At 65.8% G+C, this 15,101-nt stretch carries 11 protein-coding genes; 7 read left to right on the top strand and 4 right to left on the bottom strand.

What is annotated here, in order from left to right; genetic code table 11:
- The first annotated feature begins 107 nt into the window (after positions 1–107).
- A complete protein-coding gene (locus FNL56_RS26120; RefSeq protein WP_143582457.1) occupies positions 108–2,846 on the top strand; it encodes an ATP-binding protein in 2,739 nt (912 codons plus the stop codon).
- 175 nt (positions 2,847–3,021) lie between these two features.
- Here the strand turns inward: FNL56_RS26120 and FNL56_RS26115 are convergent, their stop codons facing one another.
- From FNL56_RS26115 to FNL56_RS26105, 3 genes are all read right to left on the bottom strand, one after another.
- The gene (locus FNL56_RS26115) at positions 3,022–3,711 is read right to left on the bottom strand and encodes a type 1 glutamine amidotransferase domain-containing protein (protein WP_143575714.1); all 690 of its coding nucleotides are present in this window, start codon (positions 3,709–3,711) and stop codon (positions 3,022–3,024) included.
- Positions 3,712–3,798: 87 nt separating this feature from the next.
- Positions 3,799–4,611, bottom strand: a complete 813-nt coding sequence (locus tag FNL56_RS26110) for a TetR/AcrR family transcriptional regulator (RefSeq protein ID WP_368039321.1) — start codon at positions 4,609–4,611, stop codon at positions 3,799–3,801.
- A gap of 89 nt (positions 4,612–4,700) precedes the next feature.
- The gene (locus tag FNL56_RS26105; protein WP_143575712.1) at positions 4,701–7,490 is read right to left on the bottom strand and encodes a [protein-PII] uridylyltransferase; all 2,790 of its coding nucleotides are present in this window, start codon (positions 7,488–7,490) and stop codon (positions 4,701–4,703) included.
- Positions 7,491–7,829: 339 nt separating this feature from the next.
- Between FNL56_RS26105 and FNL56_RS26100 the strand changes: the two genes are divergently transcribed.
- Positions 7,830–8,627 carry a hypothetical protein gene (locus FNL56_RS26100; RefSeq protein WP_143576392.1) on the top strand — a complete coding sequence of 266 codons (798 nt, stop codon included), beginning with the start codon at positions 7,830–7,832 and terminating at the stop codon, positions 8,625–8,627.
- 1 nt (position 8,628) lies between these two features.
- On the opposite strand, the gene mutS is transcribed toward FNL56_RS26100, so the two are convergent.
- Positions 8,629–11,358, bottom strand: a complete 2,730-nt coding sequence (gene mutS / locus FNL56_RS26095) for a DNA mismatch repair protein MutS (RefSeq protein WP_143582456.1) — start codon at positions 11,356–11,358, stop codon at positions 8,629–8,631.
- Positions 11,359–11,465: 107 nt separating this feature from the next.
- Between mutS and FNL56_RS26090 the strand changes: the two genes are divergently transcribed.
- The 5 genes from FNL56_RS26090 (at position 11,466) to pcaG (ending at position 14,925) form a co-directional block, all read left to right on the top strand.
- Positions 11,466–11,843: a type II toxin-antitoxin system RelE/ParE family toxin gene (locus FNL56_RS26090; protein WP_246660797.1), complete on the top strand. Its 378-nt coding sequence runs from the start codon at positions 11,466–11,468 to the stop codon at positions 11,841–11,843.
- Positions 11,843–12,181: a helix-turn-helix domain-containing protein gene (locus FNL56_RS26085; protein WP_168203033.1), complete on the top strand. Its 339-nt coding sequence runs from the start codon at positions 11,843–11,845 to the stop codon at positions 12,179–12,181. The genes FNL56_RS26090 and FNL56_RS26085 overlap by 1 nt, the downstream gene beginning before the upstream one ends.
- A 135-nt stretch (positions 12,182–12,316) precedes the next feature.
- The gene (pcaF, locus tag FNL56_RS26080; RefSeq protein WP_143575710.1) at positions 12,317–13,525 is read left to right on the top strand and encodes a 3-oxoadipyl-CoA thiolase; all 1,209 of its coding nucleotides are present in this window, start codon (positions 12,317–12,319) and stop codon (positions 13,523–13,525) included.
- Positions 13,526–13,645: 120 nt separating this feature from the next.
- On the top strand, positions 13,646–14,347 hold the full coding sequence (pcaH, locus tag FNL56_RS26075; protein WP_143582455.1) for a protocatechuate 3,4-dioxygenase subunit beta: 702 nt from the start codon (positions 13,646–13,648) through the stop codon (positions 14,345–14,347).
- Positions 14,347–14,925 (top strand): protocatechuate 3,4-dioxygenase subunit alpha, encoded by a 579-nt coding sequence (pcaG, locus tag FNL56_RS26070; RefSeq protein ID WP_143578419.1) that lies wholly within the window; start codon positions 14,347–14,349, stop codon positions 14,923–14,925. The genes pcaH and pcaG overlap by 1 nt, the downstream gene beginning before the upstream one ends.
- The last annotated feature ends 176 nt before the right edge of the window (positions 14,926–15,101 follow it).

Here is a 15,101-nt window from a genome sequence, read left to right as displayed (position 1 = left end):
GGGTCACTCTGTGTGCAATTCATCTTGTTAAATCGCCGGTGCAGGCGAACATGGCCTATTGATCGAACACCGCGCCCTCTGCTGGCGCGGGCGACGCGGAATTTTGGATGAGACTGTCGACCCGCCTGATCCTTGCAATGACGGCGCTGGTGCTCGGCATGGCGGCGGTCGGCCTGCTGGGCTACCGCAATGTCGAATCCGCCGTGCTGCCGGTCAGCCTCGACCGGCTGATGACGCAAGCGCGGGCGCGGCTCGGCGTGCTCGACATCCTGCTGCGCGACGTCCGCGGCGACGTGCTGACGCTGCGTGCCAGTCCCTCGCATGACGGGCTGGTGCGGGCCAGGCAGGCCGGCGGCATCGATCCCGTCGAGAATATTTCGGCGGCGAAGTTGCAGGAAAGGATCGAGGCTATCTATGTCGGGCGGTTGCGCTTCCAGCCGGAGGTGCGGCAGTTGCGCCTGATCGGCATCGCCGACGGAGGTCGCGAGATCATCCGGGTGGACCGTCTGGGTCCGGGCGGCACGATCCGCGTCGTGCCCCAAGCCGAACTGCACCGCATCGGCGATCGCGGCTATTTCCGCGGCGCCATCGCTCTGCCGGTGGATCAGGTCTATGTGTCGCCGATCGAGTTCAATCAGGAAGATGGCAAAGCCGACCTGCCCGAGATCCCGGAGCTGCGCTTCGCCTCGCGTATCAACGATTCCGAAGGCCGCCCGTTCGGCATCTTCATGATCAGTATCGATGTCCGGCCGACCTTCGACAGTATCCGTGCCGCGATGGACGATCGGTCGATGATCTACGTCGTCAATACTGCCGGCGATTTCCTGCTGCATCCCGACCCGTCCCGCGCCTTCGGATTCGAATTCGGACGGCGCTACCGCTGGCAGGACGAGTTGCCTGGCCTGGAGGCGGCGATCGGCCCGGAGGGCAGGGGAGCCGCGTTGGTCGAGGGCGCGCAGGGCAAGCGGGTCGCGGCGGCGATCGCAACGGCGCATGTGGCCGGCGGTCCGCTGCTCGGCGTCATCGAGACGGCATCCTATGACAGCATCATGGCGCCGGCGTTGGCGCTGCGGCGGTCCAATTTGTGGATTGCGTTGGGCGCGGTCGGCGTCGCCATCGTGCTGGCGACCTGGATGGCCCGCGTCCTGACGCGGCCGCTGCGTCAGATCACGGCGGCGGTGGAAGGTTTCGGGCGCGGCGAGCCGATCCAGCTGCCGGACGCGGGCAACGGCGAAATCGGCATCCTCTCGGCGGCCTTCGCCCGCATGGCGCGCGATGTCTGCGCAGCCAATGCGGCGCTGCGCGAAAAATCCGAGGTGTTCGACAAGACTATCGAGAGCATGTCCGATGGCATCCTGATCGTGGATGCGCAGGGCCGCACGGTGTTCGCCAATGCGGTGTGCAGGGCGCTGTTCGGCCACAATCTGCCGGTCGGCGTCTCGGCCTATCAGCAGGGCCATCAACGTTTCCAGACCGATGGCGTCACGCCGTTGGCGGCGGAGGACGCGCCGCTCGCCCGCGCGCTGCGCGGCGAGCGATTTGAAAACGTCGAGTTTGTTTTTCGCCGTGGCAGCGACTCAAATCTGATCCATGTCACCGCCAGCGGCGGCATCCTGTCCGGCCCGTCCGGCAGGATGGACGGCGCCGTCGTCGTCTACCGCAACCTGACACGGTTCAAGGAAACCGAGCGCCAGCTGCAGCAGGCGCAGAAGATGGAAGCGGTCGGCCAGCTCACCGGCGGCGTGGCGCACGACTTCAACAACATCCTCACCGTGCTGACCGGCGGCGTCGAGATCATCAGCGAAGGCGTCAAGGACCAGCCGATGCTGGCGCGGGTGGCGCAGATGCTGAACGACGCGGTCGACCGCGGCGCCGACCTCACCCACCAATTGCTGGCGTTTGCCCGCAAGCAGCCGCTGCAACCGCGCCTGATCGATATCAATGCGATGGTCACCGACTCCGCGCGGCTGCTGCGGCCGACACTCGGCGAGAAGGTCGATATCGAAGCCCGGCTGATCGCGGAGCCCTGGCCCGTGCTGGCCGACCCGGCGCAGCTCTACAGCGCGCTGCTCAATCTGGCGGTCAACGCCCGCGACGCGATGCCCTCGGGCGGCCGGCTGACGCTGGAAACCGGCAATGTCATGCTCGACGAGGCCTATGCCGGGCAGAACGTCGAAGTCGTGCCCGGCCCCTACGCGATGATCGCGGTGAGCGACACCGGCTCGGGAATTCCCGCCGCGATTCTCGACCGTGTGTTCGATCCGTTCTTCACCACCAAGCCGATCGGCAAGGGCACCGGCCTCGGCCTCAGCATGGTCTATGGCTTCGTCCGGCAGTCCGGCGGTCATATCAAGATCTACAGCGAGGAAGGTTATGGCACCACGATCAAGATCTTCCTGCCGCGCGCCGAACTGGCCAGCCCGGCACCGGCGGTGACGCAGGCGCCCGAGATCACCGGAGGTCAGGAGGTTCTGCTGGTGGTCGAGGACGATGAACTGGTGCGCAGCTACGTCATCACCAATCTGGTCAGCCTCGGCTACCGGGTGCATACCGCCACCAACGCCGTGGAAGCGCTGGCAATGGTGCAACAGGGGCTGGCGTTCGACCTGCTGTTCACCGATATCGTGCTCGGCGCCGGCATCAACGGCCGCCAGCTCGCCGACGAGATCCGTGCGCTGCGGCCGGGGCTGAAAGTGTTGTACACCTCCGGCTACACCGAGGATGCCGTCGTCCATCATGGCCGGGTCGATGCCGGGGTCCGGCTTTTGACCAAGCCGTATCGCCGCGCCGACCTCGCGCGCATGCTGCGGCTGGCGCTCGACGGCGACGGCACGGCGGCGACGTAGGGGATCGACCCAGCAAGCGATTTAGTCACTGCGGCCCGCGACCCTTTCCAGCTGTCTCCCCGCTTTCGCTGCGACGACAGCTGATAGGTGGCGGCAGGACTACGGCTGCAGAGACAGCTGCCGCCTTACGCCGCCGGATCCGCCGCGGCTTTCAGGTGCCGCGGCGGATTGCGTTTTACTTCGCGCGGCCGGCCAATTGCTCGAGCAGCACCTTCGCCGCCGGGCCGGACGACGCCGGGTTCTGGCCGGTGATCAGCAGGCCGTCGGTCAAAACATAGGAGCCCCAGTCCGCTCCCTTGGAGTAGAGGCCGCCCTTGGCCTTCAACTCGTCCTCGACCAGGAACGGCACAATCTCGGTCAAGCCAACGGCAGCTTCCTCGGTGTTGGTGAAGCCGGTGACCTTTTTGCCTTCGACCAATGGCTTGCCGTCCGGCGTCTTGACGTGACGAAGCACGCCCGGCGCGTGGCAGACCAGCGCGACGGGCTTACCGGCGGCGACGAAGGATTCGATCAGGGCGATCGAGTTCTTGTCTTCGGCAAGATCCCACAACGGGCCGTGACCGCCGGGATAGAACACGGTGTCGAAGTCGGCCTGCGCGACGATGTCGAGGCGCAGCGTGCCGGCGAGCTGGGCCTTGGCCTTGGCATCGGCCTCGAAGCGGCGCGTCAGGTCGGTCTGGCTGTCCGGCTCGTTGCTCTTCGGATCGAGCGGCGGCTGGCCGCCCTTGGGCGAGGCCAGCACGATCTCGGCGCCGGCATCGAGGAACGCATAATACGGCGCGGCCAGCTCTTCGAGCCAGAAACCGGTCTTGCGGCCGGTGCTGCCGAGTTCGTCATGCGAGGTCAGGACCATCAAAATCTTCATGTCAGTTCTCCATTGGTAAGGTTTTAGTAGACCGGTCGTCTTTCAATCGGGAACAGTTGTCCCCGATGGCGTTGCGTTGTCCGTCGGTCAGGACGACAGATGCAGGATCTCGCGGGTGGTCCTCTGCGCGGCGTCGAACGGGTCGGTCGTGCGCACGATCTTGGCCATCACGCTGGCACCGAGCCACGACTGATACAGGCTTTGCGCCACCTCACGGGGCTGGCCCCTGACCGACAGCGAACCTTCCTTCAAGCCCGTCTCGATGGCCCGTCCGAGCCGGTCGATGATCCCTGCCGTGCCGCGGTTCAGCGCCGCCCGCATCGTTTCCGACAGGTCCGCGACCTCCGCGCCCAGCTTCACCGCCAGACACTTGCCCTGACAATCGAGCTGCGACTGGGTTTGCCGAAACTGCTGAAAGTAATTCATCAGGCGCTGCGCCATCGTCTGGCCGGGCAGTTGGAGCGTCGCATCGATCTCGGCGAGATAGTCCTTGAAATAGCTCTCCAGCAGCGCCTCGCCGAACGCCTCCTTCGATCCGAAATAATGGTAGAATGACCCCTTAGGCACGCCGGCGCTGCTCAGGATCTCGTTCAGGCCGACCGCAGAAAACCCCTTGGCGGCCATGATGCGTTGGCCGGTTTCAAGGATACCCTGCCGGACATCCGCGGGTTCATAGCCGATCGACTGCTTCATGCGGCGTGTATAGGATGTATTAGACCGGTCGTCTAGTATTTGTTGCAGGTTGGCTTTGAAAAGGGCTGCCGGTGCGCCGACCTCGCCCGCATGCCACGGCTGGCGCTGGACGGCGACGGGGCGACGGGGCGGCGGGCACACTGTCATTCCGGGATGTGACAGACGGCGAAGCCGGATGGCGCAGACCCGGAATCCCGAAATGTTCATCGTCTCATGTCGAGATTCCCCGCCACTCCAATTGGAGTGGCTGAGGTTCGCTCGCTGCTGGCGCGCTCGCGCCCCGGAATGACAAGAGCTTACGCCGAATGCTCCGCGGCGTCGCCATGCGCCAACAGATGGATCAGTGCGCGCTTGATCGCGGCCTGCCGCGTGGGCGCGTTGATCTGCGCGCCCAAAAGATCCGTGACGTAGAACACGTCGCGGGCGCGCTCGCCGAAGGTCGCGACATGGGCCGAGGCGATGTTGAGGTTGAGCTTCGAGATCGAGGTGGTGAGCTGGTACAACAGGCCGGGGCGGTCGAGGCCGGAAACCTCGATCACGGTGTAGCGGTCCGACCAGTTGTTGTTCAGCGTGACTTCCGGCTCGACCACGAACGGCTTCAGCTTGCCCTTCGACGCCGCGCGCTTGGCGACGGTTTCCGGCAGCCGCAACTTGCCCTCCAGCACGTCCTCGATCATGTCGCCGATCCGGGTCGCGCGGCGCGCCTCGTCGTCGTCGCGGTCGTATTCCCGGGAGATCGCGATGGTATCGAGCGCGCGGCCATCCGTCGTGGTGTAGATCTGTGCATCGACGATGTTGGCGCCGGCCGCGGCACAGGCGCCGGCGATGATCGACAGCAGCCAGGGATGGTCGACCGCCAGAATGGTGAGTTCGGTAACGGCGCGGGCCTCGTCGAAGCCGACATTGATCGCGAGCTTATGGCCGGCCTCCTCGGAGGCCCGCAGGAAGCGGGCGTGGCGGATCTTGCGGCCCAGTTCGACCTTGAGCCAGTACGCCGGATAATGCCTGGAGATATAGGCGTTGAGCTCCTGCTCCGGCCATTCGGTGAAGACGCGGCGGAATTCCGCCTGCGCCACCGCGATGCGCTGGGCGCGGTTGACCTCGGAGAAGCCGCCGGTCAGCACCGGCTCGGTCTCGTAATACAGCGTGCGCAGCAATTGCGCCTTCCAGCCGTTCCAGACGCCGGGACCGACGCCGCGGATGTCGGCGGTGGTGAGGATCGTCAGCAGCTTCATTTGCTCCACCGACTGCACCACGGCGGCGAAGTTCTCTATCGTCTTTGAGTCCGACAGGTCGCGCGACTGCGCTACTGTGGACATGGTCAAATGTTCCTCGATCAGCCACGCCACCAGTTCGGTGTCGGCGGCGTTGAAGCCGAGCCGCGGGCACAGCCGTCGTGCTACCTTGGCGCCGGCGATCGAGTGATCTTCCGGCTGGCCCTTGGCGACGTCGTGCAGCAACACCGTGATGTAGATCACCGCGCGGTGCTCGGGCTGGATCTTGCGCATCAGGTCGGAGGCGACCACGAACTCGTCATTGCCGCCGCGCTCGATCTCCTGCAGGATTCCGACGCAGCGCAGCAGGTGCTCGTCCACCGTGTAGTGGTGGTACATGTTGAACTGCATCATCGAAACGATGCGGCCGAACGAGCGGATGAAATGGCCGAGCACGCCGGCCTCGTTCATTCGCCGCAGCACGGTCTCGGCATTGTCCGAGGTCAGGATCTCCATGAACAGCGCGTTGGCTTCGGGATCCTCGCGCATCTCGGCATTGATCAGCCGCAGCGAGCGGGTCGCGGCGCGCATCGCGTCGGGATGGAAGGCGAGGTTGTTCTTCTGTGCGAGGCGAAAAAGCCGGATCAGGTTGACCGGGTCTTCCTTGAACACGTCGGGCGCGGCAAGGTTGATGCGGTTGTTGTCGATGATGAAGGCATCCGAGCCCGGCACGCGGCGGCGTTGCAAATCGGGCCGCAGCTTGGCCATCATCCGGCTCAAAGCCGGCACCGGCTTGGTCTGCTGGTCTTCCAGCTTGGCGCACAGGATCGCGGTGAGGTCGCCGACCTGCTTGGCGATCAGGAAGTAGTGCTTCATGAAGCGCTCGACGTCCTGCATGCCGGGATGCGAGGTGTAGCCGAGCCGGACCGCGATATCGCGCTGCAGGTCGAACGACAATCGCTCTTCCGGGCGATTGGTGACGAAGTGGATGTTGCAGCGCACCGTCCAGAGAAAGTCCTCGCAGCGCTTGAAGACGCGGTATTCATGTGCGTCGAACACGCCGCGCGCCAGCAGTTCCTTGGTATCGCGGACGCGGTAGACGTATTTCGCGATCCAGAACAGGGTGTGCATGTCGCGCAGCCCGCCCTTGCCGTCCTTGACGTTGGGCTCGACCAGATAGCGCGACTGGCCGCCGCGGCGGTGGCGCTCCTCGCGCTCGGCGAGCTTGGCCGCGACGAATTCGGTCGCGGTGCCCTGCACCACCTCGGCGTCGAAGCGGGTCATCAGCTCGTCGAACAAAGCCTGGTCGCCGGTGAGGAAGCGCGCCTCCAGGATGCCGGTGCGGATCGTCATGTCGGCGCGCGACTGGCGGATCGACTCGTCGACCGAGCGGGTGGCGTGGCCGACCTTGAGCCCCATGTCCCACAGGCAATACAGGATCACTTCGGCGACCTGTTCGCCCCAGGCGGTCTGCTTGTAGGGCAGGATGAACAGCAGATCGATGTCGCTCTCCGGCGCCATCAGCCCGCGGCCATAGCCGCCGGTGGAGACCACCGCCATGCGCTCGGCGGTGGAATGATTGGTCGAGGGATAGAGATGTTTGGTCGCCGAGGCGAACAGCATGCGGATGATCTGGTCCTGCACGTAGCACAAAGTCTCGGCGCAGCGCCGGCCGTGGCGGTCCTTCAACAAAATGGTCTCGGCAGCCTGCCGCGCGGCCAGCAACTCAGCCTTCAAAAGCTTGGCGACGGCGGCGCGAAACAAATCGTGGCGGCCGCGATGCTCGGCGGCCAGCGCGTCGATCGCGGCGGTGATGCGCAACGTGTCGAAACGGGGGTCGGCCGATGGGCGCGTGGCGATTGCAGTTTCCATGACTAGCCGGGATATCGGACGGCGCGGGCGCTGTCACGGGCAATGTGACATATCGTCGTCCGATCCCGGTCAATTCACTTAACGAACTGGTGTTGTTCGGATTTCGGCGAGGTATCGGAGTTGAACCGCAAGGTGTCGATAGCGGCGGCGCTTACCCTCCCCTGGAGGGGGAGGGTCGATGCGCGCGAAGCGCGCGTCGGGGTGGGGTGGGTGTTCAGATCCGCCGCTGCCCCTGTCACCCCACCCCGACGTCCGTCACGCTTCGCGTGCCGGGCGCCGACCCTCCCCCTCAAAAGGGGAGGGTGAGAAAGTGCCGTTGCCTTGATGCCTGCCGATCTTATCCCTCCCGACCTCGCTGTCGCGCTGACGCTGCTGCTGCGCATGGCGGTGACCGCGGCCTTCGTCGTCACCGCCTCGATCATCACCGAACGCTCCGGTCCGGTGATCGGTGCACTGGTGGCGACGCTGCCGATCTCCGCCGGGCCGTCCTACGTGTTTCTCGCGCTGGACCACGATGCCGCTTTCATCGCGCAGGGCGCGCTGGCCAGCCTGCCAGTCAACGCCGCCACCATGTCTCTCGCGCTGACCTATGTGTGGTTGGCGCAGCGCTGCAGCACCGTGGTCAGCCTCGGCGCGGCGGTACTGGTGTGGTTCGCGCTGGCGGCTGTGGTGCGAAGTACCGAGTGGTCGCTGATGTCGGGCATCGCCGTCAATGCAGTCGCCTTCGCCATCGTGCTGCCGCTGATGGCGCGGTTTCGTCATGTGAAGATGCCGGTGATCGTCCGGCGCTGGTACGATATCCCGCTGCGCGCCGCGCTGGTGGCCTCGCTGGTGGCGACCGTGGTGACGCTGTCATCGACCATCGGGCCGGCCGGCAGCGGCATTCTCGCGCTGTACCCGGTGGTGCTGACCAGCCTGATGCTGCTGCTGCAGCCGCGCATCGGCGGGCCCGCTACCGCCGCGGTGATCGCCAATGGCGGCTGGGGCCTGATGGGCTTCGGCCTGTCGATCGTGGCGTTGCACCTCACCGCGGTGCGGCTGGAATCCGCGCTGGCGTTGAGCCTCGCGCTGGCGATCTGCGTGGCGTGGAATCTGGCGCTGTGGACGTGGGGGCGGCGACGCAGGGGCGCTGTGTAACTTACCCCTTCGGCAGCTTGGCCTTCAGCGCATAAAGCGCCTCCAGCGCCTCGCGCGGCGACAATTCGTCGGGGTGGATCGCGGCGAGGGCCGCAATCAGCGCTTCGGCCTCGGTCGGCGGCGCGGGCTCCGCGGCGGCGCGGGAGGGGATGGCGAACAAAGGCAGGTCGTCCATCAGCGCCCTCGTATTCTGGCCGCGGTCCTGCGCTTCCAGCTTGGCCAGCACCGACTTGGCGCGCGCGATCACCGCGGCCGGCAGGCCGGCGAGCTTGGCGACCTGGATGCCGTAGGAGCGGTCCGCCGAGCCGGGCAGCACCTCGTGCAGGAACACCACGTCGCCATGCCATTCCTTGACGCGGACGGTGGCGTTGAACAATCGCGGCAGTTTGGCGGAGAGCGCGGTGAGCTCGTGATAATGCGTCGCGAACAGCGAGCGGCAGCGGTTTGACTCGTGCAGGTGCTCGATCGCCGCCCAGGCGATCGACAGACCGTCGAAAGTCGCGGTGCCCCTCCCGATTTCGTCGAGGATGACGAGCGCGCGCTCCGAGGCCTGATTCAGGATCACCGCGGTCTCGACCATCTCCACCATGAAGGTGGAGCGGCCGCGCGCCAGATCGTCGGCGGCGCCGACGCGCGAGAACAATCGGTCGACGATGCCGATCCGCGCGCGCCCCGCCGGCACGTAAGACCCGATCTGCGCCAACAGCGCGATCAGCGCGTTCTGCCGCAGGAACGTCGATTTACCGGCCATGTTGGGGCCGGTGATCAGCCAGATCTGGCCGGATTTCTGCGCCGGCCCCGGCGACAGGTCGCAGGCATTGGCAATGAAGGGATGGCCGTCGCGGCGCAGCGCCTGCTCGACCACGGGATGGCGGCCGCCCTCGATGGCGAAGCCCAGCGAATCATCGACTTCGGGGCGGACATAGTTGTCGTCGATCGCGAGCTTGGCCAGGGCGGTCGCGACGTCGAGCAGCGCGAAGGCGTGTGCTGCGGCATGCAGATCGTCGGCGTCGTCGGCGACCATCAGTGCCAGGCGCTCGAAGATTTCGAGTTCGAGGCCAAGCGCGCGGTCGCCGGCGTTCGCAATCCTGGCTTCGATCTCGCCGAGTTCGGCGGTCGTGAAGCGGGTCTGACCGGCCAGCGTCTGGCGGTGGATGAAGGTGGCGTTGAGCGGCGGCGTCATCAGTCTGTCGCCGTGCTGCGCGGTGACCTCGACGAAGTAGCCGAGCACGTTGTTGTGGCGGATTTTCAGGCCCTTGACGCCGCAGTCGTCGGCGTAGCGCGCCTGCATCGCGGCGACCACGAGGCGCGAGGCATCACGCAGATTGCGGGTCTCGTCGAGCGCGGGCTCAAAGCCTTCGCGGACGAAGCCGCCGTCGCGCTTTTGCAGCGGCAGCTCGTCGGCGAGGGCGCGAGAAAAAGTGCGGGCCAGGTCGCGCGACGGCCGGCGCAGCGCGTCCATCGCGGCCGTGATGTCGGTCGGCAGGTTGTCGATCACAGCCAGCCGCGCCAGCACCTGGTCGGCGGCGAGCACGCCGTCGCGCAGTGCGGCGAGATCGCGCGGGCCGCCGCGGCCGACGGCGAGCCGCGCCAGCGCGCGCGACATGTCGGGCGCGGCCTTCAGTGCCGAACGAATATCGTCGCGCACGCCGGCATCAGTTACGAACACCGCGACCGCGTCGAGCCTGCGCCCGATCGCGGCAGCGTCGGTGAGCGGCGCCGCAAGGCGCTGTGCGAGGAGGCGGGAGCCCGCGGCGGTGACGGTGCCGTCGATGGCATCGAGCAAGGATCCCTTGCGTTCGCCGGATAGCGTCCGCGTCAGTTCGAGATTGGCGCGGGTGGCGGAATCGATCGCCATCGTGGTGCCGGCGGCCTCGCGCGACGGCGGCGACAAAGGCGGGCGTTTGCCGAGCTGGGTGCGGTCGATATAGGTCACGGCGGCGGCGGCGGCGGTCGCCTCCAGCCGCGACATCGCGCTCAAGCCGTCCATCGTGGCGACGGCGAAATAGTCGCACAATCTGCGCTCCGCGGTGGCGCCGTCGAACACGTCGCGGGTCACCGGCGTCACCGCCGGCAGTTCGCGCAGCAACTGGGCTATGTCAGCGTCACTGTATAGCGCGTCGGTGACCACCGCCTCGTTGGGATTGATCCGCGCCAGCGTGGCGCCGAGCTCGGCCACGCTGCATTCGGTGACGTTGAATTCGGCGGTCGAGATGTCGATCCAGGCGAGGCCAATGCGGTCGGCGCCGGCCGCGCCCTTCGCCCGCGCAATGGTCAGCAGATAGTTGTTGGTGCGGGCGTCGAGCAGCGTGTCTTCGGTCAGCGTGCCCGGCGTCACCAGCCGCACCACGTCGCGCTTCACCACGCTCTTGTTGCCGCGCTTGCGGGCCTCGGCCGGGTTCTCCATCTGCTCGCACACCGCGACGCGGTGGCCGAGCGCGATCAGCCGGTGCAGATAATCGTCGGAGCGCTCCACCGGCACGCCGCACATCGCGATGTCATTGCCCTGGTAACGGCCGCGCTTGGTCAGCACGATGCCCAGCGCCCTTGATGCCGTCTCGGCGTCCTCGAAGAACATCTCGTAGAAATCGCCCATCCGGTAGAACAGCAAGAGGCCGGGATTGGCGGCCTTGATTTCAAGGTACTGCTCCATCATCGGCGACACTTTGGTGGTGTCTTCGACGGGTACGGCGGCGGGCTCGGGAGCCGGGATGTTTTGCTGGATCGTCATGGCCGCGAACGCTAGCAAATTTAGGCCGGGAGTTCACAGGGCGGGACGGCGTTTTCCAGTGCCTAAGCGATCTTGCGAGATTATAGGGATTTCCCTATAATCTCGTTGTGGGCGATGATCGACCAGACACAAAAGCCTGTATCTTCATTGGCTCCAGCCTGAAGGACCTGAAGCGATTCCCCGCGAAGGTTCAGAACCGGATCGGTTATGCGCTGGGGCAGGTTCAGGACGGCGACGAACCGAATTCGGCGAAGGCGCTGAAGGGATTTGGCGGGCGTTCCGTCCTCGAACTGATCGATGATTTCGACACCGATACGTACAGGGCGGTCTACACCGTGCGTTTCGAGGGCGTCGTATACGTGCTGCACGCCTTCCAGAAGAAGTCGAAAAAGGGTGCCGCTACGCCGCATCACGACATCGACCTGATCAAATCGCGATTGCGCGACGCCGAAGCGCACTTCCGCGCCCGCCAAGGAGAAGGCTGATGAACAAGCGTGAAATCGAGGCGACCGAGAGCAGCGGCAACGTGTTTGCCGATCTCGGCCTGCCGGATGCCGAACAGCGGCTGCTGAAGAGCCAGATCGTTGCGCAACTGCAGCGGCTGATCAAAGGCCGTGGGTTGACCCAGGTGAAGGCCGCCAAGTTGCTGGGCATCCATCAGCCGGATCTGTCGCTGCTGTTGCGCGGCGATTTCGACGACTATTCGGCGGAGCGGCTGATGAAAATGCTCACGGTGTTCGCGCAGGACATCGAAATCACCATGCGGCCGAACCGCGACGCCGGGAAGCCGGGGCGCATCACCTTCAAGACGGCCGCCGCCTAGCTACCTTGCGCATATCCGCCCCGCCTGCGGCGCGGCGCTGGCGCCCAGCCAGCATTTGACGGCCCGCTTGGGCCTTCCTACAACAGCCGCCAAATCCGGCGGTCCAACGCGGATGGCGCCTTCAGGGAGAATTTCATGAGCGATGTCTTTATCTGCGACGCAGTGCGCACCCCGATCGGCCGCTTTGGCGGTTCGCTGGCCAAGGTCCGCGCCGATGACCTCGCCGCCACCCCGATCAAGGCGCTGATGGAGCGCAATCCGGGCATCGATTGGACCGGCATCGACGAGGTCTATTTCGGCTGCGCCAACCAGGCCGGCGAGGACAACCGCAACGTCGCCCGCATGGCATTGCTGCTGGCCGGACTGCCGGAACAGGTTCCCGGCCTGACGCTGAACCGTCTGTGCGCGTCCGGCCTCGATGCGGTCGGCGCCGCCGCCCGCGCCATCCGCGGCGGCGAGATCGATTTCGCCATTGCCGGCGGCGTCGAATCGATGACCCGCGCGCCGTTCGTCCAGGGCAAGGCCACCGAAGCCTTTTCGCGCTCGGCCGAGATCTTCGACACCACGATCGGCTGGCGCTTTATCAATCCCTTGATGCGCGAGAAATACGGCGTCGACGCGATGCCGGAGACCGGTGAGAACGTCGCACAGGATTTCCAGATCTCGCGCGCCGACCAGGATGCCTTCGCGATCCGCTCGCAGCAGGCCGCCGGCCGCGCCATTGCGTCCGGCTATTTCGCCGAGGAAATCGTCGCGGTGCATGCGCCGGGCGGCAAGGCCGGCCCGATCGTGGTCGACAAGGACGAGCATCCGCGCCCCGAGACCACGCTGGAGGGCCTCACCAAGCTGCGCCCGATCGTGCGCAAGGACGGCACGGTCACCGCCGGCAACGCCTCGGGCGTCAATGACGGCGCCGCCGCCATGATCCTGGCCTCCGCCGCCGCCGTGAAGAAGTATGGCCTGACGCCGCGCGCGCGCATTCTCGGCCTCGCCTCGGCCGGCGTGGCGCCGCGCATCATGGGCATCGGCCCGGTGCCGGCGACGCAGAAGCTGATGGAGCGGCTCGGCCTCAAGATCTCGGACTTCGATTTGATCGAGCTCAATGAAGCTTTCGCGTCGCAGGGCATTGCTGTGCTGCGCCAGCTTGGCGTCAAGGAAGATGCCGACTTCGTCAATCCGCATGGCGGCGCGATCGCGCTCGGCCACCCGCTCGGCATGAGCGGCGCGCGCCTCGCGATGACCGCGGTGCACGGCATGGAAAAGCGCGGCGGCAAGCTGGCGCTGGCTACGATGTGCGTCGGCGTCGGCCAGGGCGTGGCGATGGCGATCGAGAAGCTGAACTAAGTCCCTCATCCTGGGGAGCGGCCCCTGGGCCGCGTCTCGAAGGATGAGCGCCACACTCCTCATGGTTCGAGACGCGCGAAGACGCGCTCCTTACCATGAGGGCACCGTCCCGGAGGAAGCATGACGCTAATCTATCCCGTCGAGAGCAACGAAGCGCACGCACCGCGCCTGTCGCCCGGCTACAAGAGCACCATCAAGCGCGCGCCGCAGAAGGCGCGCATCCTGATGCCGCAGACGATCTCGGAGCTGACCGGCCCGGTGTACGGCCACGAGACCGTGCGCCCCGGCGATCACGACCTGACCACGATGCACACCGGCGAGCCGATCGGCGAGCGCGTCATCGTGCATGGCCAAGTGCAGGACGAGGACGGTCGCGGCCAGCCGAACGTGCTGGTCGAATTGTGGCAGGCCAATGCCTGCGGCCGTTACGTCCACGTCTGGGATCAGCACCCTGCGCCGCTCGATCCGAACTTCACCGGCGCCGGGCGCACCGTGACGGACGCCGAAGGCAACTACAAATTCATCACCATGAAGCCCGGCGCCTATCCGTGGGGCAACCACCCCAACGCCTGGCGTCCTGCCCATATCCACTTCTCGGTGTTCGGCCACGCCTTTATCTCAAGGCTGGTTACGCAGATGTACTTCCCCAACGATCCCTTGTTCCCGTATGACCCGATCTTCAATTCGGTCACCGACGAGCGCGCCCGCAACCGCATGGTGTCGGATTTCGATCTCGACAAGACCGAGCCCGGCTGGGCGCTGGCCTATCGCTTCAACATCGTTTTGCGCGGGCGCAACGCCACGCCGCTGGATAATCACTGATGTCAGGTCTAACCTCCTCGCAAACCGTTGGCCCGTTCTTCGCCTATGGCCTGACGCCCAATGGCAACTACGCCTGGAACGACGCCTTTACCAATAATTTGCTGACGGCCGACGTCACCGGCGACCGCATCCGGATCGAAGGCTTCGTCTATGATGGCGACGGCGTGAATGTGCCCGACGCCATGCTGGAAATCTGGCAGGCCGACGCGCAGGGCCGGTTCTCGGACCCGCAGGATTCCCGCGCGCTGTCCAATGCCAGCTTCAAGGGTTTTGGCCGCTGCGGCACCGGGACCGAAGGCTTTTCGTTCGAGACGATCAAGCCCGGTGCCGTGCCTGGCCTGGACGGGAAACCGCAGGCGCTGCATATCGTGCTGGCGGTGTTCGGCCGCGGCATGACGATGCAGAGCATGACGCGGATCTATTTCGACGACGAGCCGGCCAATGCCACCGACGGCGTGATGGCGCTGGTGCCGGAAGATCGCCGCGTCACGCTGATCGCGAAAAAGACCGCACCGGGCGTCTATCGCTTCGACGTCCATCTGCAGGGCGACAACGAGACGGTGTTTTTCGACGTGTAGGTTCCTGACCTCTCCTCGCAAAGGGCGCAGAGAGGTCGGACCCATTCCATTCGCGGTTCCGGCATGAGTGGAAAAGCCATTCCTCATGTCGCGCCGGGCGAACGGCTCTGCGCACCCGGCATGGCCGCCGGCCCAAGAAACTTGTGCCGCGACGTCTAAAAAGCGAGCCAAGCGGC

This window comes from Tardiphaga sp. vice304, assembly GCF_007018905.1.
Taxonomy (GTDB): Bacteria; Pseudomonadota; Alphaproteobacteria; order Rhizobiales; family Xanthobacteraceae; genus Tardiphaga.
The sequence above is the reverse complement of the archived record's forward strand: the minus strand, read 5'-3'. Positions and strand labels throughout refer to the sequence as shown.